General features: G+C 66.9%; 21 protein-coding genes. 12 read left to right on the top strand and 9 right to left on the bottom strand.

Annotated elements, in window-relative coordinates; translation table 11 throughout:
- Positions 1–51: 51 nt before the first annotated feature.
- Positions 52–444 carry a nuclear transport factor 2 family protein gene (locus RB2654_RS00755; RefSeq protein ID WP_008327556.1) on the top strand — a complete coding sequence of 131 codons (393 nt, stop codon included), beginning with the start codon at positions 52–54 and terminating at the stop codon, positions 442–444.
- A gap of 13 nt (positions 445–457) precedes the next feature.
- Here RB2654_RS00755 and RB2654_RS00750 read toward each other — a convergent pair whose 3' ends face one another.
- Both RB2654_RS00750 and RB2654_RS00745 read right to left on the bottom strand, forming a co-directional pair.
- Positions 458–1,420 carry a fumarylacetoacetate hydrolase family protein gene (locus RB2654_RS00750; protein ID WP_008327555.1) on the bottom strand — a complete coding sequence of 321 codons (963 nt, stop codon included), beginning with the start codon at positions 1,418–1,420 and terminating at the stop codon, positions 458–460.
- A 22-nt stretch (positions 1,421–1,442) separates the two neighbouring features.
- The gene (locus RB2654_RS00745) at positions 1,443–2,102 is read right to left on the bottom strand and encodes a TetR/AcrR family transcriptional regulator (protein ID WP_148912658.1); all 660 of its coding nucleotides are present in this window, start codon (positions 2,100–2,102) and stop codon (positions 1,443–1,445) included.
- 120 nt (positions 2,103–2,222) lie between these two features.
- On the opposite strand from RB2654_RS00745, the gene RB2654_RS00740 reads away from it, so the two are divergent.
- Genes RB2654_RS00740 through RB2654_RS00725 form a run of 4 tightly spaced genes read left to right on the top strand, consistent with a single transcriptional unit; the run spans position 2,223 to position 6,224 of the window.
- Positions 2,223–3,302 carry a C4-dicarboxylate TRAP transporter substrate-binding protein gene (locus RB2654_RS00740; protein WP_202795868.1) on the top strand — a complete coding sequence of 360 codons (1,080 nt, stop codon included), beginning with the start codon at positions 2,223–2,225 and terminating at the stop codon, positions 3,300–3,302.
- A gap of 49 nt (positions 3,303–3,351) precedes the next feature.
- Complete coding sequence (locus RB2654_RS00735; protein ID WP_008327549.1) at positions 3,352–3,900, top strand: TRAP transporter small permease subunit; 549 nt, start codon at positions 3,352–3,354, stop codon at positions 3,898–3,900.
- Positions 3,897–5,210, top strand: coding sequence for a TRAP transporter large permease (locus RB2654_RS00730; protein WP_008327548.1), 1,314 nt, complete (start codon positions 3,897–3,899; stop codon positions 5,208–5,210). The genes RB2654_RS00735 and RB2654_RS00730 overlap by 4 nt, the downstream gene beginning before the upstream one ends.
- 12 nt (positions 5,211–5,222) lie before the next feature.
- Positions 5,223–6,224 carry an MBL fold metallo-hydrolase gene (locus RB2654_RS00725; RefSeq protein ID WP_008327544.1) on the top strand — a complete coding sequence of 334 codons (1,002 nt, stop codon included), beginning with the start codon at positions 5,223–5,225 and terminating at the stop codon, positions 6,222–6,224.
- 12 nt (positions 6,225–6,236) lie between these two features.
- Here the strand turns inward: RB2654_RS00725 and RB2654_RS00720 are convergent, their stop codons facing one another.
- From RB2654_RS00720 to RB2654_RS00705, 4 genes are read right to left on the bottom strand one after another with little or no spacing between them, the layout of a single operon-like run.
- Positions 6,237–6,998: an SDR family NAD(P)-dependent oxidoreductase gene (locus RB2654_RS00720; RefSeq protein ID WP_008327542.1), complete on the bottom strand. Its 762-nt coding sequence runs from the start codon at positions 6,996–6,998 to the stop codon at positions 6,237–6,239.
- On the bottom strand, positions 6,995–7,918 hold the full coding sequence (locus tag RB2654_RS00715; protein WP_008327540.1) for an SDR family oxidoreductase: 924 nt from the start codon (positions 7,916–7,918) through the stop codon (positions 6,995–6,997). The genes RB2654_RS00720 and RB2654_RS00715 overlap by 4 nt, the downstream gene beginning before the upstream one ends.
- Positions 7,915–8,811 carry a bile acid:sodium symporter family protein gene (locus RB2654_RS00710; RefSeq protein WP_008327534.1) on the bottom strand — a complete coding sequence of 299 codons (897 nt, stop codon included), beginning with the start codon at positions 8,809–8,811 and terminating at the stop codon, positions 7,915–7,917. The genes RB2654_RS00715 and RB2654_RS00710 overlap by 4 nt, the downstream gene beginning before the upstream one ends.
- Positions 8,808–10,124 (bottom strand): flavin-containing monooxygenase, encoded by a 1,317-nt coding sequence (locus RB2654_RS00705; protein ID WP_008327533.1) that lies wholly within the window; start codon positions 10,122–10,124, stop codon positions 8,808–8,810. Before RB2654_RS00705 ends, RB2654_RS00710 begins: the two co-directional genes overlap by 4 nt.
- A gap of 59 nt (positions 10,125–10,183) precedes the next feature.
- Here RB2654_RS00705 and RB2654_RS00700 point away from each other — a divergent pair, with 59 nt between their 5' ends.
- The 5 genes from RB2654_RS00700 to RB2654_RS00680 all read left to right on the top strand — a co-directional run bounded on the left by RB2654_RS00700 (position 10,184) and on the right by RB2654_RS00680 (position 13,519).
- On the top strand, positions 10,184–10,834 hold the full coding sequence (locus RB2654_RS00700) for a TetR/AcrR family transcriptional regulator (RefSeq protein ID WP_008327532.1): 651 nt from the start codon (positions 10,184–10,186) through the stop codon (positions 10,832–10,834).
- 106 nt (positions 10,835–10,940) lie between these two features.
- On the top strand, positions 10,941–11,699 hold the full coding sequence (locus RB2654_RS00695; protein ID WP_008327531.1) for an energy-coupling factor ABC transporter ATP-binding protein: 759 nt from the start codon (positions 10,941–10,943) through the stop codon (positions 11,697–11,699).
- Positions 11,674–12,282 (top strand): energy-coupling factor transporter transmembrane component T family protein, encoded by a 609-nt coding sequence (locus tag RB2654_RS00690; RefSeq protein ID WP_008327530.1) that lies wholly within the window; start codon positions 11,674–11,676, stop codon positions 12,280–12,282. The genes RB2654_RS00695 and RB2654_RS00690 overlap by 26 nt, the downstream gene beginning before the upstream one ends.
- 17 nt (positions 12,283–12,299) lie before the next feature.
- The gene (locus RB2654_RS00685; protein WP_008327529.1) at positions 12,300–12,842 is read left to right on the top strand and encodes a biotin transporter BioY; all 543 of its coding nucleotides are present in this window, start codon (positions 12,300–12,302) and stop codon (positions 12,840–12,842) included.
- Entirely contained in the window at positions 12,839–13,519 is a 681-nt protein-coding gene (locus RB2654_RS00680; RefSeq protein WP_008327528.1) for a nitroreductase, read from the top strand. The genes RB2654_RS00685 and RB2654_RS00680 overlap by 4 nt, the downstream gene beginning before the upstream one ends.
- On the opposite strand, the gene RB2654_RS00675 is transcribed toward RB2654_RS00680, so the two are convergent.
- The 3 genes from RB2654_RS00675 to RB2654_RS00665 all read right to left on the bottom strand — a co-directional run bounded on the left by RB2654_RS00675 (position 13,512) and on the right by RB2654_RS00665 (position 16,787).
- Complete coding sequence (locus RB2654_RS00675; RefSeq protein WP_008327527.1) at positions 13,512–14,615, bottom strand: thiolase family protein; 1,104 nt, start codon at positions 14,613–14,615, stop codon at positions 13,512–13,514. The genes RB2654_RS00680 and RB2654_RS00675 overlap by 8 nt on opposite strands.
- Entirely contained in the window at positions 14,612–15,799 is a 1,188-nt protein-coding gene (locus RB2654_RS00670) for an AMP-binding protein (RefSeq protein WP_050771921.1), read from the bottom strand. Before RB2654_RS00670 ends, RB2654_RS00675 begins: the two co-directional genes overlap by 4 nt.
- Before the next feature lie 82 nt (positions 15,800–15,881).
- Positions 15,882–16,787, bottom strand: coding sequence for a LysR family transcriptional regulator (locus RB2654_RS00665; RefSeq protein ID WP_008327523.1), 906 nt, complete (start codon positions 16,785–16,787; stop codon positions 15,882–15,884).
- Positions 16,788–16,917: 130 nt separating this feature from the next.
- Here RB2654_RS00665 and RB2654_RS00660 point away from each other — a divergent pair, with 130 nt between their 5' ends.
- Positions 16,918–18,198, top strand: coding sequence for a gallate dioxygenase (locus tag RB2654_RS00660; RefSeq protein WP_008327520.1), 1,281 nt, complete (start codon positions 16,918–16,920; stop codon positions 18,196–18,198).
- A gap of 66 nt (positions 18,199–18,264) precedes the next feature.
- A complete protein-coding gene (locus tag RB2654_RS00655) occupies positions 18,265–19,251 on the top strand; it encodes a TRAP transporter substrate-binding protein (protein ID WP_008327518.1) in 987 nt (328 codons plus the stop codon).
- The last annotated feature ends 3 nt before the right edge of the window (positions 19,252–19,254 follow it).

Below are 19,254 nucleotides of genomic sequence, written 5' to 3'. Positions count from 1 at the left end.
TTTGCGTATACAGTCAATGTGACGGACGACCCAGCGGAACGGAGCGGCGCAATGGACCCGACGGCAGACAAACTCGCGATCCTCGAACTGGTCGCGGCTTACGGCGATGCGGTGAACCGGCGCGACGGGGCGGCGTGGATCGGCTGCTGGGCCGAGGACGCGGTATGGTGCATCCGCGACCGCCGGATCGAAGGGTCCGCCGCGATCCTTCAGACATGGGAAACGGCCATGGCCGGCTATGCCGATGTCCATTTCTTCTCGCATCTCGGTCGGCTTTCCGTGACCGAGGACACGGCATCAGGCCGCGTCTACACGCAGGAATTCCTGCGCACGGCAGACGGCGAACGCCGCACGCAGATCGGCGAATACGACGATCTTTTCGCGCGGCGGGGCGGATCGTGGGTCTTCACGGCGCGAAGCTTTCGCATCCGCGACACGGTCTAGGCCGGACGCGCGCCTAGGCCCCCGGTTTCACCAGCTTGTTGCGCAGCACGCCGATCCCCTCGACCTCTAGCTCGACGACATCGCCGGGGCTGAGGAACCGCATGTGTTCCAGCCCGCAGCCGTTGCCGACCGTGCCGGAGCCAAGAAACTCGCCCGAGCGGATCGTTTCCGAGGCCGAGATATGTTCGATCAGATCACCGAACGACCAGTGCATCGTCGAGGTCGAGCCGCGCCCCCATTCCTCGCCGTTGACCCGGCAGATCATGGTTTTGTCGTAGGGGTCGCCGAACTCGTCGGCGGTCACAAGGCACGGCCCCATCGGGTTCGCCGTGTCGAAATCCTTGCCCTTGGCGGGGCCGAGCGAGCCGCCCATTTCCGCCGTCTGCGCGTCGCGGGCGGTGAAGTCGTTGAAGATGGTATAGCCGAAGATGTGATCCATCGCGTCGGCCTTCTTCACGTCCTTGGCGGGCTTGCCGATGTAGACGCCGAACTCCAGCTCGAAATCCATGAAGTTGGAATAGCCGGGCCAGATCACGTCATGCTCGTGACCCACGACCGAAAAGCGGTTGGCTTTGTAGTAGATCGGCTGATCGTAAAACGTCTGCGGCACCGACAGGATGCCCTTTTCCTCCATCTCGCGCTCGGCGGCGGCGGGGTCGGGCATCTGGCTGGCCCTGAGCTTGCGCGCCTGTTGGAACGCCTGAATGAGGTGCGTCTCGAAGCACAGGCAATCGCGCATCTGCGGCGGCGGTTCGATCGGGGCCATGAGGCGCACGTCCTCCAGCGCGACGGTCGTCGCCCCCTTCGCCGCGTCCTCGGCCTGCGCCAGCGCGCTTTCGCCGCCTTGCGCGATCCACAGGACCGACGCGACCGCGCCGCCCGAATTGGCCGCAAGGTCCGCGATCGCCGTGCCGTCGTTCACCAGCGCACCGGGGCGGCCCACGCCGTCGCCGGTGTCGTATGTGACCAGTTTCATCTGTTTCTCCTCCCTGAAATCTTCAGACGCCCCGCGTTTGGCTCCGGTCCCGGTGCTTCAGCCCGGCGACGAGGATCGCGCACATATGCAGCGCGGCCTCTTCCCAGTCGTCCGACTGCACCTCGCCGTTCGACAGCCGCGCCATACGCCCGTTGTCTGTCATCAGAATGGTCATGGCGCCCAGCATGGTGTGATAGGCCCAGTGAACCTCTTTCACCGTCCAGTCGGGAAAGCATTCCGCGATGGCGGCGGTCAGCATGTCAGCCACGGGGTCGAACATATCGCGAAAGATCCCGCGCGCCTCGGACTGAGGGTCCGACATCTCGCGCACGATGATCCGCCCGAAATCCGCCGAGGGGCTTTCACCGCGCAGCGAGAACATCGGGTAGATCAGCGCCTTGACCACAAGGTCGATGCGCCGGTCGAGGTCGGGCTCGGCGCGTGCCAGCCTGAGCCCCGCGATCCGCTGATCCATGATGGTCGGCGCACGGGTTTCGAAGATCGCCCGATAGAGCCCCTCTTTCGACCCGAAATGGTAGTTGATGAGCGCGACGGGCACCCCGGCGGCCTCGGAAATCTTGCGCACGGTGGCGGCATCGAATCCCCATTCGGCGAACACCGGCTCGGCCGCGGCCAGAATGCGCGCCTTGGCGGATTCGCTGGGCTCGGCCCTTTTTTTCATGGGTTTGGTCGTCATCATCCGCCCTGTTGTTGAACGCTATGATAATAATCTTGAACGGCTGTTCAATACCCGTTAGCGTCTGACTCGGAGGAAACGGCGAAAGCCATCAGGGAGGAAAACATGAAATCCATACGGCTTGGTATGTCCGCGCTCGCGGCGACCGCAGTTCTGGGTGCGGCGGCGACGCCCGCGCTGTCTCAGGAGACGCTCAATCTGACCGTGGCCACCGGACACCCCGCGGTGTTCCTGTGGGTCAAGCATATCGGCGAGACGTTCATCCCGACGCTCAATGAAGAGCTGGCCAAGACCGGCGAAGTGCAGATCGAATGGACCGAGGCTTATGGCGGCACGCTGGTCAAGCTGGGGGCCGAGGCGCAGTCGCTTCAGGACGGGCTGATCGACGTCGGTCAGGCGATGGGCGTGTTCGATCCGGCAAAGATGGGCATTCTGAACATGACCTATGCCATGCCCTTCGGCCCGACCGACGCCAAGCTGGTGACGGAAGCCGCCGAACATGCGCTGATGTCTAGCGAAGGGTTCCTCGACCAGCTCGCCGACGCGACCGGCGCGGTCTATATCGGCGGCGGCATCGCCATCGACGGCTACAACATCGCGACGACCAAGCCGCTGGCGACCCGCGCCGACATGGCGGGCGTCAAGATTTCGGGCGCCGGGCCGAACCTGTCGTGGCTCGACGGCACCGACGCCGTGGGCGTTCAGGGCAGCTACGTGAGCTTCTACAACGACATCAAGACCGGCGTGTCCGACGGCGCGATCGGCTGGATCACCGCCAACGCCCCCGCGAAGCTGTGGGAAGTCGCGCCCTATTACAACAAGGTCGATTTCGGCGCGATGTATGTCGGCGGTCTGGCCGTGTCGCAGGATCGGTGGGACAGCTTCTCGGACGCCACGAAAGAGGCGTTCCGGGTCGCCGCGAAAGCCTATCAGGACGCTTACTTCGAAGAGCAGAACGCGCGAATCGAAGGCTCGACCCAAGCCATGCTCGACGGCGGCGGCGAGATCGTCGAATTCGACGCGGCCGAGAAACAGGCCTGGATCGAAAGCATGGCGAACCCCTCGACGGCGTGGATGGAAGCCGCCCGTGCGCGTGGCGAGCCGGTGGACGAGATCATGGCGGCCTATGTCGCCTATCTCGCCGACGCGGGCTTCACCTTCACCCGCAACTACATCGAAGAGTGACGGCACTGACCCCGGCGCAGGCGCGCCGGGGTCTCGCCCGGAGATTGACGTGACGGATGTGAACGACGCGACCCCCGCGCACGGGCAGGGCGGGGGCGGTGACGGGCCATTGGGGCCGGTCGTCGCCGGACTGAACGCCCTCGGATCGGTGTGGATCATCGCGATCATGCTGTTGATCTGCGCCGACATCACGATGCGAACCCTGTTCAACGCGCCCATCGCTGGCGTGGCCGAGATGGTGGCCTTCTCCATCGTCGGCATCGTCTTTCTGCAACTGGCCCACACGCTGCGGTCCGGGGCGCTCACCCGGTCGGACCTGTTGCTGACGCTGGTGGCGAAACGGTCCGAAGGCGCGGCGCGGGTCATGCGGGCCGTGTTCAACCTGACGGGGGCCGCGCTGCTTGCGCTGACGTTCTGGTATTTCTTCCCGGTGCTCGCAAAGGCGTGGACCCACCCGGAACGCAACTTCATGGGCAATCCCGGCTTCTTCGTCATCCCGACATGGCCGCTTTACGGCCTCATGGCCATCGGCATGGCGGCGACGGTGCTGCAATACCTCGCCTCGGCCTGGGCCAACCTGAAGGGGCGGCGGCCATGACGGGGCTCGAGATCGGCTTCGCCTCGATCGCGGTCATGCTGGTCCTGATCTATTCGGGGATGCATGTGGCGATCACCCTGATGCTCGTCAGTTTCGTGAGCGTCTGGATGATCCGCGACAACCCGGACATGGCGGCGAAACTGATGGTCGCGGCGTTCAAGGATTCCATTTCCGACTATCTCTTCGGCGTCGTGCCGCTTTTCGTCCTCATGGGGCTGGTGGTGTCCGTCGCCGGGATCGGGCGCGACACCTTCGACGTGGCGCAGCAGGCGTTTCGCAAGATCCTCGGCGGTCTGGGCGTCGCCACGGTCGCGGCCAACGCGATCTTCGCGGCGATCACCGGCATTTCCATCGCGTCGGCCGCCGTCTTCACCAAGGTCGCGGTGCCCGAGATGCGCCGCCACGGCTACACGCCCCACTTCTCGGTCGGCGTGGTCGCGGGGTCTGCGGTGCTGGGGATGCTCATCCCCCCCTCGCTTCTCTTCATCCTCTACGGCGTCCTGACCGAGCAATCGGTGGGCGATCTGTTCATCGCGGGCGTCATTCCCGGCCTCGTCCTGTCGGCGACCTATGCGCTCGGCATCGTCGCCATGGGCAAATGGGCGCCGGGGTTCATCGGCGGGACCACCGTGTCCACCGACGACATGCCGACCATGAGTTTCGGCGAGATGGCCGCCAAGCTCGCCCCCATCGTGATCCTTGTGGCGCTGGTGCTGGGCGGCATCTACGGCGGCATCTTCACCCCGACCGAGGCGGGCGCGGCCGGTGCGGCCGGTGCGCTCGTCATCGCGGTCCTGAAACGCCGCCTCGGCTGGCGCGACTTCTGGCAGGTGCTGGTTCAGACCGGGCACACCACCGCGTCGATCTGTTTCCTCATCATGGGGGCGAGCCTGTATTCCCGAATGCTGGCCCTGTCCGGTATGCCCAACTGGCTGGGCGACACGGTGCTGGGCGCGGGCTTCGGCGTGAACGGCGTCGTGATCGCCATGATCCTTGTGATGGTGCTGCTCGGCACGATCCTCGACAGCGCGTCGATCATGCTTCTGGTGCTGCCCATCGCGGTGCCGATCCTGACCGGGCTTCAGGTCGATCTGATCTGGCTGGGCGTCATCGCCATCCTCGCCGTCGAGATCGGGCTGCTGACCCCGCCCTTCGGCCTCGCCGTCTATGTCATCAAGTCGACGTTAGGCCCCGATACCGACATCACCTTGGGCCAGATCTTCAAGGGCGCCGCGCCCTTCGCGCTGATGATGGCGCTGGTGCTCGCCCTCGTCTTCATCTTTCCGGCGCTCGCAACCGCACTTCTTTAGGGAGGAACCGATATGTCCAAATGGAAATACACCAAGGGTCTGCATGACCTCGGCAATGGCTGTTGGGGCTATCTGGTGCCCGACGGGTCGTGGGGCTGGTCCAACGCGGGCATCATCGCGGATGGCGAGGCGAACTTGCTGGTCGATACGCTCTTCGACCTCGCCTGCACCAAGGACATGCTGGACGACATGAAGGCCAACGTGCCGGGGGCCGACAATATCGGCATCCTCGTGAACACCCATGCCGATGGCGACCACACCTTCGGCAACCAGCTGGTCAAGGGCGCGCGCATCATCGGGACCGAAGGCACCGTCGCCGATTTCGACCGCTTCGACCCCAAGATGCTGGACGAGGTGAACCGAAACCCCGCCAAGTTCGGCAAGGCGGGGGAGTTCATGGCGGAATGCTTCAAGCCCTTCGACTTCTCTGGCATCACGCTGACCCCGCCGACCGAGACCTTCAAGGACAAGATGACCATCATGGTCGGCGACAAGCGCGTGGAACTGATCGAGGTCGGCCCGGCGCATTCGCTGGGCGACGCGCTGATCTACGTGCCCGAGGACAAGGTGCTCTACACCGGCGACATCCTGTTCTCGGCGGGCACGCCGATCGCGTGGTATGGCCCGGTCGTGCGCTGGATCAACGTGTGCAACATGGTGCTCGACATGGATGTCGAGGTGATCGTCGCGGGCCACGGCCCGATCTCGACCAAGGACGACGTGCGCAAGATGCGCGACTACCTGATGGACGTGACCGAAATGGCGCGGCCGCTTTACGAGCAGGGGGTCGATTTCCTAGACGCCGCCTACAAGATCGATCTGGGCGACTACAAGGACTGGACCGATGCCGAGCGGGTGATCGTCACCATCCAGACGCTGTATGACGATTTCGAAGCCGCGGACGAGCGGCCCGTCCACATCCCGATCCCCTATTTCGAGATGATGAAGAACATGCGCGACCACATGGGCAAACCGCGCGTCCATGACGAATGGTGCACGGCGCACGATCACTGATTGCGTGGCCGCCTACCCCTCGCCGCTGATGCTGCGCCGCATGAGGCGGGCATAGAGGCGGGGGGAGGTGCGCATGATCCACCACGACAGCCGCGCGACCCGTCCCACGGGGATGAAGTCGCGCCCCCGCGCGACGCCGGATAGGATCACCTTCGCGGCCTCCTCCGGCGTCATGTAGTCGACCCCGTCCGAGGCCGAACCCGGCCGCACGATACCGTCCTCGCCCCGTTCGGGCCGGCCGATGTTGGTCGCCACGAAGCTGGGCGCGGCGATCAGGGTGCGCACGCCGTGGTCGGTCTCCTCCGATCTCAGCGAGGCGAAGAACCCCTCCATCGCGTGTTTCGACGCGGCATAGGCGGTGCGGTTGTGCAGGGGCGCGAAACCCGCGACCGAGGATATGGCAAGATGCGTGCCCCGCGCCGCCCGGATCGGGGCCAGAAAGGCACGCGCCAAGGCCACGGCGGCGAAATAGTTGATCTCGAAGACCCGGCGGTGGCTGGCCTCGGTCGTTTCGGCGAAGGGGCCGATCTGGCTGACCCCCGCGTTGTAGATCACCATGTCGATGCTGGGGCGGTCACGGGTGATGCGCGCGGCGGCGGCGTTCAGCGCCTCGGTCTCGGTAAGGTCGAGCGCGACCGGGGTGCGCGTCGCCGTCGCCTCCAGCCCAGCCACGTTCACGTCAATGAGCACGCAATGCCACCCCTCGGCCTCCAGCCGGTCGGCCATCGCGCGGCCCAGCCCGCCGTTCCCGCCCGAAATCACAGCCGTCTTCACAGCCCCGCCTCCCTGCGCCAGAGGTCGAACACCTGCGCCGAGGTCAGCTCGGGCGTATAGCCGAACACCGATTTCAGGCGGTCGTTGGCAAGCACCGGACGGTATTGCAGGAACCGCACCTGTTCGGGTCCGTATGGGCTGAGGCCAAGGGGGTGGGCCACGGCAAGCGCCGCCTTCAGCCCCCACGCGGGCAGGCGCAGAACAGGTTTGCCAAGACGCGCGGCAAGGTCGTCGACCGTCAGCCAGCCGTCACCCGCGACGTTGTAGATGCCCGGCGGCCCATCGGTCGCGGCGCGCTGCACGATCCGGGCAAGATCGCGGGTCCAGATGAACACGAACGGGCTGTCCGTCCCCCGGATCGCAAGCAGGCGGGGGCGGTGGAAGAGCGCCGTGATCTGGTTCTGCGTGCCCGCACCCAGAACGGTGCCCACGCGCAGCACGACCTGTTCGAGCGCCGGGTGCCTCGCGCGCACCTCCGCCAGCATCTCCTCCACCTGCCGCTTGTGGTCGGCATAGGCGAATGCCGGGTTGCCCCGGCAGGGCGCGTCCTCGGTCAGCGGCACCGGATTGTCGGGGTGATAGCCATAGGCGGCCCCGGAACTGGTCACCACGATCCGGCGCACACCGTGGCGAAGACAGGCGTCGATCACATTGCGCGTGCCGGTCACGTCCACCGCGAAGGCCTGCTGCCGGGTCATCCCCGGCGGCGGCGTCACGATCGAGGCGAGGTGAACGACCACCTCGGGCTTCTCGTCGCCGATCACCGTGTCGGGGTCGGTGCCCGTCACGTCCATCCGGCGAAAGCGGTGCGTTTCGGGCAGATCGCCACGCGCTAGGTCGGTGGCGATCACCTCCGGCAAGGCTTGGGCCAGCGCCCGGCCCACCATGCCCGCGCCGCCGGTGACGAGAATACGGGTCATCGCGCCGCCTCGGTCCGCCCCCAGACGCTGGCGAGGGCGAGGCCGGAAATGGCGTGCCAGATGCCCCAGAACGCCGCCACCACGGCCATGCCCCCAAGCCCGCCGAAGAAGGCGAAGATCAGGACGAGGCCGAGGCCCGAGTTCTGGATGCCCGTCTCGATGGTGATCGAGCGGCGGTCGAAGGGCGTGAGACGGGCAAGCGTGGCGGTCACGAACCCGCCGCCGAGCGCCAGCGCGTTGTGCAGGATCACAAGCCCGGCGATGCCCCCGGCATAGGCCAGAAACTGCGCCCAGTTCGAGGCCAGCGCCATGACGATGAACGCGACGAAAATCCCCATCGACAGCCATTGCAGCGGGCGGCGGATGCGCCGCGTGATCGCCGGGCGCTTGGCGTTCAGGGTGATCCCCAGAACCAGCGGCAGGACCAGCATCAGCGACACGGTGATCGCGATCTGAACCGGGTCGATTTCCGTGGCGCGCAGGATCTCGGCCGAGGGGCCGTAAAGCGACCCCCAGAACGCGATGTTGAGCGGGGTCAGCGCGATCGCGCCCACCGTCGCGATGCCCGTCAGCGACACCGACAGCGCCGCGTTGCCGCCCGCGCGATGGGTGATGAAGTTCGAGATATTGCCCCCCGGACAGGCGGCGACGAGGATCAGGCCAAGCGCCACCGACGCCTGCGGTTGCAGCACGACGACCATGAGGAACGTCAGCACGGGCAACACGACGAACTGCGAGACGAGGCCGACGACCAGCGGTTTCGGCGCCTTCGCCAACAGCCGGAAGTCGCGGGGGGCAAGGTCGATGGCGATCGAGAACATGACCACCGCGAGGATCGCGTTGAGCAGGGTCAGCGAGCCTGCCGAGAAATTCAGAACCGCCTCGTCGATCATGCCGCACGCCCCCGCAATCTGCCGATCCACCCGGTCACCGCTTTGCGGTAGGTCGCCTTGTCCACGTAATAGGCCATGCGCGGTAGGTCGATATAGTTCATGCCCCCGGTCGCGCGGCGGAAGCCCTCGGCCTTGGTCTTTTGCAGCGCCTTGGCCTCGGGCGCGCCGGATCGCAGCCCTTCGATATAGCGCACGACCATTTCCGCCTGTTCGTGGCGGCCCTGCCAGCCCAGCCCGGACGCCTCGATCATGCCGAGCACGAACAGATCGTCGCGCTCCGGGTGCATACAGTTGAGGTAAAGATGCGGCGCGTCGCCCTGCCAGTTCAGATGCGCCGCGTCGATGAACGGGTAGTCGAGCTTGTAGCCCGTCGCGACAAGGATCATGTCGTAGTCTTCGCAGCGCCCGTCCTTGAACCGCACCGTCTTGCCATCGAACCAGTCCACGTCGGGCATCACCCGGATGTCGCCGTGGCCCGCGTGGTAAAGCACCAGCGAATTCACGATCGGATGGCTTTCGTAGAGTTTGTAGTCGGGCTCGGGAAAGCCGTATTTCTGCGGGTCGCCCACGAACCATTTCAGGATCGTGCCGTCCACGATCCGCTTCAGCGCCATCGGCAGCTTGATCGCACCGCCAAGCGTATCGGCGGGTTTGCCGAACACGTATTTCGGGACGAAGTAATAGCCGCGCCGCATCGACAGGTCGCAGGACTGCCCATGATGGATCGCGTCCACCGCGATATCGCAGCCGGAATTGCCCGCCCCGATCACCAGCACCCGCTTGCCGTCGAACTGCGACGGGTGCCGATAGGCCGATGAATGGATCATCTCGCCCGCGAAGCTGCCCTTGAAATGAGGCATGTTCGGGGTCGACAGCGTGCCGTTGGCGATCAGCAGGCCCGCGTAATCCTCCACATGCTCGCCGGTGTCGTCGCGCCACGTGATGCGCCAGCCGTCGTTCGGGCCGCCCAAGGGATCGCAGCGCAGAACCTCGGCCCCGAACCGGAAGTGGCGGTAAAGGTCGAAATGCCGGGCGAAGTCCTGAAAATACCGCTTCATCTCGCGATGCGACGGATACTCCGCCACCTCGTCGCGCATCGGGAAATCGGTGAACTCGGTCATCCGCTTGGACGAAATGAGGTGCGCGGTTTCGTACATGGTCGAACGCGGCCCGTCGATGTCCCACAGCCCGCCGACGTCGCCGTTCAGCTCGAACCCCTGAAACCCGATCCCGTGCTGAGAGAGCAGCTTGGCCGCCGCCAATCCCATCGGCCCCGCCCCGATCAAGGCGAGCCGCTCGCGCGTCTCACTCATCGCGTTCCTCCCTTTGGTCTTAACTTGAACACCTGTTCGAAATAAGGCAAGATAAATCCATGCCTGCGCTGCAAGATATTGACGCCAAACGACAAAGAGCACCGTCCCAACGGGCGCTCGCGACCCGCAAACGCGTGTTCGACGCCGCCGAACGGGTGTTCGCGGACCGGGGATTCGACGGCGCCACCATCCGCGACATCGCGGCCGAGGCGGGCGAGCCGGTGGGAACGATCCATCACCACGGCGGCGGCAAGGAAGTGCTGTTTCACCGCACCGTTGCCCGCCGCGCCGAACCGCTGTCGCAGGCGCGGCGCGCGGCGCTCGAAACGCTGAAACGCGACGGAACGGTGACCGCCGAAACCCTGCTCGCCGCGTTCTTCCGCCCGATCTTCGACCTGTCGCGCGACGATCCGCGCTGGCGCGACTATGCGCGGCTGGTCTCCTTCGTCTCTGCCGATGAACGGTGGCGGTCGATCTCGGCGGCCTGTTTCGACCCCACCGCCGAGCTGTTCCTGACCGAGCTTCTTGCGCTGCGGCCCACGGCGCACCGGGCCGAGGTGGCCGAGGCCTTCGTCTTTTCCGTCTCCGCCATGCTCGCGCTGCTCACGTCGCAGGGGCGGATCGCGGCGCTTGGCGGCGAGATGCGGGCGGCGGACGCCCAGATCGACCACCTGATCCGGTTCTGCGCGGCGGGTCTGGCCCCGGCCTGACAGTCGCCCGGGCCCGCGCACCAATCAGCCGAGACTCGGTTGGACCACGGCAAAAAACCATGTATGACCCCGGTGCGCGCCAGAAACGGAAAACTTTCCCATTCATATGACCTCGATCGTCAAGGGTTCCCACGGAGCGGTGCTGAGGCCCGAGCTCATGCTTGAGGACGTTTCCGTCCGTCTGGGCGACGTCGATGTGCTGTCCGCCATCTCGCTGCGGATGCAGGAACGGCGGGTCGGGATCGTCGGGCGCAACGGGTCGGGCAAGACCACGCTCGCCCGCATCATCGCCGGGTTGCAGGCCCCGACGCGCGGTTCGGCCCGGATCGACGGCGACGACATGGCGCGCGACCGCAAGTCCGCCCTTCGCGCGGTCGGCATCCTGTTTCAGAACCCCGACCACCAGATCATCTTCCCCACCGTGGACGAAGAGATCGCCTTCGGCCTCATGCAGCTTGGCCATGACCGGGACGCGGCGGCGCGCGAAACCTCGGCGATCCTGTCGCGGTTCGGCAAATCCGGCTGGCACGGGGCGGCGACGCATTCGCTGTCACAGGGGCAAAAGCAACTCGTGTGCCTGATGGCCGTCCTTGCCATGCGGCCCCGGCTGATCGTGCTGGACGAACCCTATTCGGGTCTCGACATTCCGACGCGGATGCAGCTTGTCCGCTATGTCGACGCGGTCGAAGCCTCGGTCGTCCAGATCACCCACGACCCCGACCACGTGCGCGCCTTCGACCGCGTGATCTGGCTGGACGAGGGGTCGGTGCGGATGGATGGCCCGACGGACGAGGTTCTGGCGGCCTTCGAGGCGCAGATGACGGCATGGGGGCAAGACGATGATCTCTCTGACCTCGCCGGTTGAGACCTGGGCGCATGACGTGCCCGCCGGGGTCAAGCTTGCCGCCCTGTCGGCGGCGACGGTGGGGCTGTTCGCGCTACAAAACCCGATCTGGCTGGGCGTGGCGCTTGTCTGTGCCGGGGCGATCGTCCTCAGCGGTGGCCTGCGCTTCGCCCGCGCGGCGGCCCGCAGCCTGCGCATCCTCATCCCGTTCCTCGCGCTGATCGCCGTGTGGCACGGCGTGACCGGACAGATCGAGGCGGGGCTGGTCGTCGCGCTGCGCCTGCTGACCGCGCTGACGCTCGCGAATTTCGTGACGATGACGACCCGGCTGACCGACATGGTCGCCGTCGCCGCCTTTCTTCTCTCACCCCTGCGCCGGTTCGGCCTTTCGACCCGCGCTTTCGAACTGTCCATCGCGCTGGTCGTGCGGTTCACACCCGCCATCGCCCAGAAAGGCGGGCTTCTGGCCGAGGCCTGGCGGGCACGTGCCGCCCGGCGCGTCGGCTGGCAGATCGTCATGCCGCTCGCCGCGATTGCGCTGGACGATGCCGATCACGTCGCGGACGCCTTGCGCGCACGCGGCGGATTGGATCAGACACCCTGAAACACCACGGAGACCTCATGGAACGTAACCTTGCACATATCGCCCTGTTCGCAGCCCTGATCGCGGCCCTCGGACTGATCCCGAAATTCACGCTGGCCTTCGGCGTGCCGATCACCGCGCAGAGCATGGGCGTCATGCTGTGCGGCACCATTCTGGGCGCGAAACGCGGTGCGGTGGCGGTCCTGCTGTTCCTCGCCCTCGTCGCGCTCGGCCTGCCGCTGCTCGCGGGCGGCCGCGGCGGTCTGGGCGCCTTCGCGACACCGTCGGTCGGGTTCCTGATCGGCTGGCCCATCGCCGCCTTCGTCACCGGCTGGATCGTGGAACGCTGGAACGCGCCGATCCTGCCCGTCGCCACCTCCGCCGCGATCATCGGCGGGGTGTTCACCATGTATGTCTTCGGGATTCTCGGGATGGCCTACATGCTCGACAAGACGATCCCGGCGGCGACCATGCTGTCGCTCTCGTTCATCCCCGGTGATCTGGTCAAGGCCATCGCGACCGGCCTCATCACCGCGGCGCTGGCACGCACCCGTCCGGCGAGCATCCTGTCGCGGGGATGAGCCTGACCCCGGTGGAAAGCACCCTGTTCGCGCGCCGTTCGGTCCGGGCCTTCGCGCCCGACCCCGTGCCGCGCGCGGACATCGAGCGCCTGTTGCGGGCGGCCCGGTCCGCGCCCAGTGGCGCGAACCTTCAGCCCGGCCGGTTCCACGTGCTGACCGGCGCGCCGCTCGCCGCGCTTTCCGCCGAACTGGTGGCGGCTTCGGAAAGCGGCCGCCCGATGGTCTCGGAATATTCCTATTTCCCGCAGCCGATGCCGGCGGACCTGAAAGCGAAACAGCGGGCGGCGGGCTATGCCCTTTATGCCAGCCTCGGCATCGGGCGGCGCGATGTGGACGCGCGGCGCAACCAGTTCAACGCGAATTACCGCTTCTTCGACGCCCCGGTCGGCGTCGTCGTGTCGATCCGGCGCGACATGGGGAAGGGGTGCTTCATGGATCTCGGCATGTCGATCATGGCCTTCATGCTGGCCGCCGAGGGCATGGGATATGCAAGCTGCGGGATCGGGGCGCTCGCCAATCACGCCGATGTGGCGCAGGCGCATCTGGACCTGCCCGAAGACGAGCTGATCGTCTGCGGCCTGGCGCTTGGCCGCGCCGAACCAGACGCGCCGGTCAACGCGGTGCGCACGCTGCGCGACGCGCCGGAAGACTTCGCGACGTTGCGCGGCTTCACCTGACCGACAGCATGACGGCGGTGCCCAGACCGCCCGCGGCGGCGATGGCGGCAAGCCCGGTGCCCCCGCGCCGCTTCACCTCGTGCCACAACCTGACCGCGTTGATCGCGCCCGAGGCCCCGACCGGATGCCCGCGCGCAAGCCCGCCGCCGCCCGGATTGACGATGGCCGGGTCCAGCCCCGCGCCCTCGACGCAGGCGATGGCCTGCACCGCATAGGCCTCCATCACCTCGGCCACCGACAGATCGGCGGGCGTCGTCCCGGTGCGGTCGAACAGCGCCCGGATCGCCTCGACCGGCGCAACGCCGGGCAGGTCGGGGCGAGCGCCAAGGGTGATCCCGCCGCGATAGGCAAGACCGGGGTCGGGCAGGCGGGCCGCCACACGATCCGAGACGAGCAGGCAGACGGCCGCACCATCCGCGGCGACGGCGGCATTGGCCGCCGTGATGCTGCCCACCAGACCCGGCGCGCGGGCCGCGAGCCTTGGGGTCAGGTCGCGGGTGAACGTATCGCGCTCCACCCCGGCAAGCGGCACGACTTCGCCGCGCATCTCGGCCATCCGCGCCTTTCGGTGGCTGTCCACGGCCCATGCGTCCTGAGCCGCGCGCGCGATGTTCCAGGACCGCGCCAACGCCTCGGCGGCCTCGTCCATCTCGGGGTCGCGGTCGGGCCACGGCGTGAAGGGCGGCCGGTCATAGGCCACAGGCGGCCCCCCGTCCGGGTCGGTCCTAAGGCGCAGGGGGCGGCGCGAATAGCTTTCGACCCCACCGGCCGCGACGACCTCGGCCTGTCCCGACGCGATGAGCGCGGCGCCCATGACCAGCGCATCCAGCCCGCCACAACACTGGCGATCCAGCGTCAGGCCCGCCACCCGCTCCGGCAGACCCGCCGCCAGCGCCACGCGCCGGGCGGGGTTGCCGCCGGCGCCAAGGGCATTGCCGAGCACCACCTCGTCCACGTCCTCCACCCCAAGCCCCGCCTCCCGGATCGCCTTGGCGAGCACCGGGGCGCAGAGGGCATCGAGGTCCAGACGGGCCAACCCGCCGCCACGGGGCGCAACCGGCGTGCGCAGGGCCGACACGACGCGCACCCCGCTCATGCCCGCCGCTCCACCATCGCCGCGATGCGCGCAAGGTCGGGCTTGCCGGATGCGGTCAACGCCATGTCGGGCATCACGAACAGGTCGCGCGGGGCCGCGAGCGGGCCGAACCTGTCGCGGCAGGCCCGCAAGACCGCCTCGGGCGTCGCGCCTGCGGGAAGGGCATCGACCACAGCGACAAGCACCGTGCCCCGCTGCGGGTCGGGGCGCGGGACCACCGCGCAATGGGTCAGGCCGGGATGCGACAGCAGGAACAGCTCCACGTCCTCGGGAAAGACGTTCTGATCGGCGATCGTGACCATCCGATTCCGGCGCCCGGCGACCGACAAGGACCCGTCGGGGCCGAGCGTGCCGATCTCTCCGACCGTCACGAACCCGTCGCGCCAGCGGGTGTCGGGGCTGTCGCCTTCGGCATAGCCGGAAAAGAGGTAGGGGCTTTTCACCCAGATCTCGCCCGCCGCCGCGCCGGGCGGGTCGATCCGGATCTCGACCCCCGGATAGGCGCGGCCCACGCCGCCCGCGCCCCCGGACCCGTCCCCCCAGGCGATGAAGCTGGTCTCGGCGGCCCCGTAGAACTCGGTCACCGTGGCGTTCGGGGCGCACCGGACCACGGCATCGCGCAGCGCCCGGCCCATGTGCCCGCCGCCGCACAACACGTGGCGCAGGGCGGGCAGGGGGTGCCCGGTGGCGGTGAGCAACCGCAATTGCGTGGGCGTGGCGTAGAGCACCGTCACGCCCTGATCGGCAAGACCCGCGACCTGCTGCCGGGGCCGGAACGCGGCAAGGTCCACGATGTCCGCGCCGATATGCGCGGCCTCGACGATGGCATAAAGCGCAAGCGAATGGATCGGCAGGCCGAGGATGCCGTAGGTGTCGTCCGGCCCCAGCCCAAGGTGGCCGCGGTTGACCTCGAAACTCGCGATCCATGACGCATGGGTGCGCCGGATCACCTTGGCCGGCCCGGTCGTGCCGCCGGAGCGCAGGCGCAGGAACCCGGCAGCACCGCCCGGAACCGGCGAAATCCCCTCCGGCGTGACCGAAACCTCGCAGCCCTCGCGGATCGCCGCGCGCAGCGCCTCAAGATCGGCCCCGTCCCGCCGCCCCAAAAGCCGGGTTTCGGCGTGCCAGTCGAAGACCTGCGAGGGGGCCGGGCCCGTCGCGGTCGGGCGATGCGCTGTCGTCATGGCTGCACGGCCTTTCCTCCTGCCGATGCGTCGGGTTTTTTCACGTCGGCCCGTGAAGCGCAATGAAACCGGCGCGAAGGCGTCAGCGGTCCGCATGGCTGCGACAGACCTCTTCGAGAAAATCCACGAACACCCGCAAGCGCGGCGACAGCAGGCGCCGGTGCGGATACACCACGGACAGAACCGAGGCGTCGAGGTCGAAGGTCACGTTCCGAAACACCTCGACCAGTCGGCCCGAGGCGAGGCTTTCGCGCATGTAAAGCCGGGGCAGGGCCGAGACGCCCGCACCGTTCGCCACCGCCTCCCGGGCCACCAACGGGCTGTTGACGTGGGAAATGCCGGTCGATAGGTCGATATGCGTGGGCGCGCCATCCACCCGGACCGGCATCCGTGGACGACCGTAGCGTTTCTCGCAGATGCGGACATGGGGCCGGATGCTGTCGGTGCCGCCCGTCAGGTCATGCGACGCGGCGTAGGCCGGGCTCGTCACCCATGCGAGCGGACCGGCAACCAGAACCCGGCTGACCAGTTCACTGTCCACCATCGGGCCGACCACAACGGCCAAATCCACCTGATCGCGCAGAAGCTCGACCCCCTGCGTGGTCAGCACGAGATCCAGTTCGAGCCTGGGCCAACGCGCCTGAAACGTCGCGATTTGCGGCGCGACGACCTCCTGCGTGAAGGCGGGCGGCATGGCGGCGACGACCCGGCCCGAGGGCGCGGCGGACAGCCCGGCGGCGGCCGCGTCCGCCTCGCGCACCTGATCGAGAATGAGAAGGGACTGGCGATAGAACACCTCGCCTTCCTCGGTCACCCGCAGGTTGCGCGAATTGCGATCGACCAGCCGCAGGCCAAGCGCGTGCTCCAACCGGGCGAGCGTCGTGGACACGGTGGATTTCGGCTGACCCAGCACGTCGGCGGCGGCCGAGATGCCACCCTGCTCGACCACCGCGACGAAGACCGGGATGTCGTCGATCTTCCATTTCATGTCCGCTTCCTTTGTTCAAAAAACTGAACGCTCCTTTCGTTTCGTATGTATTGTTCAATAAGTCCACCTCCATATGATCGCCTGCGACTCGGCCGGGGCTCGCGCCCGGCGGCCAGACGGAGGACAGCATATGGCACGTATCATCGGGGGCATCGGCGCCTCGCATTCGCCCACCATCGGGTTCGCCAAGGACACCAACAAGCACAACGATCCGGCGTGGAAGCCGATCTTCGACGGGTTCGACGTGGTGCGCCAGTGGGTGCAGGACAAGGAAATCGACGTGATCTTCCTGATCTACAACGATCACGTCACCTCGTTCTATTTCGACCACTACCCGTTCTTCTCGATGGGGATCGACGACACCTATTTCCCGGCGGACGAGGGCGGGGGGCCGCGCGACGTGCCGCCGGCCAAGGGGCATCTGGGCCTCAGCCAGCATATCGCGATGGCGCTGACCGCCGACGAATTCGACATGAGTTTCTTTCAGGGCAAGCCGGTCGATCACGGGATGCTCTCGCCCCTGTCGATGCTGGGCGACGCCGACGGGCCGTGGCCGGGCAAGGTGGTGCCGCTCCACTGCGGCCTTCTGCAACTGCCGATCCCGTCGCCGCTTCGGATGTGGAAGCTGGGCAAGTCGCTGCGCAAGGCGATCGAAAGCTACCCCGAGGATCTGAACGTCGCGATCATGGCGACCGGGGGCCTGTCCCATCAGGTCCACGGCGAACGCGCCGGGTTCATCAACGAAGACTGGGACGACGAGTTTCTGCGCCTCATCGAAACCGACCCCGAGAAACTCGCCAACATGCGGCTGGCCGAATACGTGGTCAACGGCGGCATGGAAGGGGCTGAGGTCATCATGTGGCTCATCATGCGCGGCGCGCTGTCGGACGACGTGACGCTGAAGCATAAGATGACCTATGCACCGTCGGTCACGAACATCGCGACCATGATCCTTGAGGACAACGGCGCCCCCGCGACCGAGGCCGCGAACGAGGCCTACCGCGAACACATCGGCTATCACCTCGCCGGGGCCGATCAGGTCGAAGGCACGCACCCGCTGACCCACGCCCGCTCTCAGGCCGCGTTCCGCATCAACAGCTTCCTGCACGATCTCATCAAGCCCGAGCACCGCGACCGCTTCCGCACCGATTTCGATGCGCTGGCCGCCGAGCGGGGCCTGACGGACGAGGAAATCGCGCTCATCAAAGGCCGCAAGTGGATCGAGATGATCCATTACGGCGTGTCGTTCTTCATGCTCGAGAAGATGGCAGCCGTGCTTGGCGTGCCCAACCCCGAGGTCTACGCGGCCTTCCGGGGCGAGACGCTGGAGGAGTTCCAGAAAAGCCGAAAGGTCGCCATCACCTACGGCGTGGGCGGCGGCGACAAGGCCAAGGCATTGAACGAGGCGTAAGGCCCGTTCCCCGAATTGGGCCCGGTCCAGCCGCCGGGCCTTTTGCACCCAAGAGGGAGGATCATCATGGGTATCATCAAGACCATCGGTCTGGCCGCAATCACGGCCACCATCGCCACGGGCGCCGTGGCACAGGAACTGAAACTGGCCGATTTCCAGCCGCCCACCCACTTCATCGTGGATACGACCTATACCCCATTTGGCGAGGCGATTTCCGCCGCCACCGGGGGTGAGACGACCGTGAAGGTGTTCATGGGCGGCGAGCTGGGCGCAGGTCCGGCCGAGCAATACAACCGCGTCGTCGACGGCGTGGCCGACATCGCCTTTGGCCTGCCGGGTTACACCGCGTCGAACTTCCCGCTCACGCTGATCTCCGAGCTTCCCGGCGTCATCACCGCCGAGGGCGGCACGCAGGCGATGATGGACAACGTGGACATGCTGTCGGATGAATACCGCCGCGTGCAGCTTGTCGGCTTGTGGAACAACGCGCCGAACCTGATCCTGACCGCTGAAAAACCCGTGCGTTCGATGGACGATCTTGCGGGCATGAACATCCGCGTGCCGTCGCGCAACGCGGGCATCGTGGTGCAGGCTTGGGGCGCGAACCCGGTGTCGATGCCCGCGCCCGAGATTTACAACGCCATGCAGACGGGCGTGATCGACGGGGCGATGATCGACCCGACGACGCTGAAATCGTTCAAGCTGGCCGAGGTTACGAATTTCGTCACGCAGGGCATGGACACGACGATTTCCGAGTTCTTCCTCATCATGAACCGTGACGTGTTCGCGGACTTGGACGACACCGCGCAGCAGGCCGTTCTGGACGCCGGGCGCGAAGCCGCGCTGACCGCCGGGTCCACGTGGCTCAAGATCGCGGACGGCGCGATGGCGGATTTCGCCGCCGCCGAGGGCAAAGAGGTCACCACGCTGTCCGAGGATGAAGTGGCCAAGTTCAACGAAGCCTCCGCCGCCGCCGTCGAGCAGATCGTGGCCGATGCCGAGGCCGAGGGCATCCCCGCGAAAGCGTGGATCGACGCGCTCGCCGCCGACTGACCG

The organism is Maritimibacter alkaliphilus HTCC2654, assembly GCF_000152805.1.
Classification (GTDB): Bacteria; Pseudomonadota; Alphaproteobacteria; order Rhodobacterales; family Rhodobacteraceae; genus Maritimibacter; species Maritimibacter alkaliphilus.
The sequence above is the reverse complement of the archived record's forward strand: the minus strand, read 5'-3'. Positions and strand labels throughout refer to the sequence as shown.

Excerpts from the sequence above, each read along its gene's own strand:
- RB2654_RS00755 (WP_008327556.1), top strand. The coding sequence starts at position 52 with ATGGACCCGACGGCAGACAAACTCGCGATCCTCGAACTGGTCGCGGCT.
- RB2654_RS00750 (WP_008327555.1), bottom strand. The coding sequence starts at position 1,420 with ATGAAACTGGTCACATACGACACCGGCGACGGCGTGGGCCGCCCCGGT.
- RB2654_RS00745 (WP_148912658.1), bottom strand. The coding sequence starts at position 2,102 with ATGAAAAAAAGGGCCGAGCCCAGCGAATCCGCCAAGGCGCGCATTCTG.
- RB2654_RS00740 (WP_202795868.1), top strand. The coding sequence starts at position 2,223 with ATGAAATCCATACGGCTTGGTATGTCCGCGCTCGCGGCGACCGCAGTT.
- RB2654_RS00730 (WP_008327548.1), top strand. The coding sequence starts at position 3,897 with ATGACGGGGCTCGAGATCGGCTTCGCCTCGATCGCGGTCATGCTGGTC.
- RB2654_RS00725 (WP_008327544.1), top strand. The coding sequence starts at position 5,223 with ATGTCCAAATGGAAATACACCAAGGGTCTGCATGACCTCGGCAATGGC.
- RB2654_RS00715 (WP_008327540.1), bottom strand. The coding sequence starts at position 7,918 with ATGACCCGTATTCTCGTCACCGGCGGCGCGGGCATGGTGGGCCGGGCG.
- RB2654_RS00710 (WP_008327534.1), bottom strand. The coding sequence starts at position 8,811 with ATGATCGACGAGGCGGTTCTGAATTTCTCGGCAGGCTCGCTGACCCTG.
- RB2654_RS00705 (WP_008327533.1), bottom strand. The coding sequence starts at position 10,124 with ATGAGTGAGACGCGCGAGCGGCTCGCCTTGATCGGGGCGGGGCCGATG.
- RB2654_RS00700 (WP_008327532.1), top strand. The coding sequence starts at position 10,184 with ATGCCTGCGCTGCAAGATATTGACGCCAAACGACAAAGAGCACCGTCC.
- RB2654_RS00695 (WP_008327531.1), top strand. The coding sequence starts at position 10,941 with ATGACCTCGATCGTCAAGGGTTCCCACGGAGCGGTGCTGAGGCCCGAG.
- RB2654_RS00690 (WP_008327530.1), top strand. The coding sequence starts at position 11,674 with ATGATCTCTCTGACCTCGCCGGTTGAGACCTGGGCGCATGACGTGCCC.
- RB2654_RS00685 (WP_008327529.1), top strand. The coding sequence starts at position 12,300 with ATGGAACGTAACCTTGCACATATCGCCCTGTTCGCAGCCCTGATCGCG.
- RB2654_RS00680 (WP_008327528.1), top strand. The coding sequence starts at position 12,839 with ATGAGCCTGACCCCGGTGGAAAGCACCCTGTTCGCGCGCCGTTCGGTC.
- RB2654_RS00675 (WP_008327527.1), bottom strand. The coding sequence starts at position 14,615 with ATGAGCGGGGTGCGCGTCGTGTCGGCCCTGCGCACGCCGGTTGCGCCC.
- RB2654_RS00670 (WP_050771921.1), bottom strand. The coding sequence starts at position 15,799 with ATGACGACAGCGCATCGCCCGACCGCGACGGGCCCGGCCCCCTCGCAG.
- RB2654_RS00665 (WP_008327523.1), bottom strand. The coding sequence starts at position 16,787 with ATGAAATGGAAGATCGACGACATCCCGGTCTTCGTCGCGGTGGTCGAG.
- RB2654_RS00660 (WP_008327520.1), top strand. The coding sequence starts at position 16,918 with ATGGCACGTATCATCGGGGGCATCGGCGCCTCGCATTCGCCCACCATC.
- RB2654_RS00655 (WP_008327518.1), top strand. The coding sequence starts at position 18,265 with ATGGGTATCATCAAGACCATCGGTCTGGCCGCAATCACGGCCACCATC.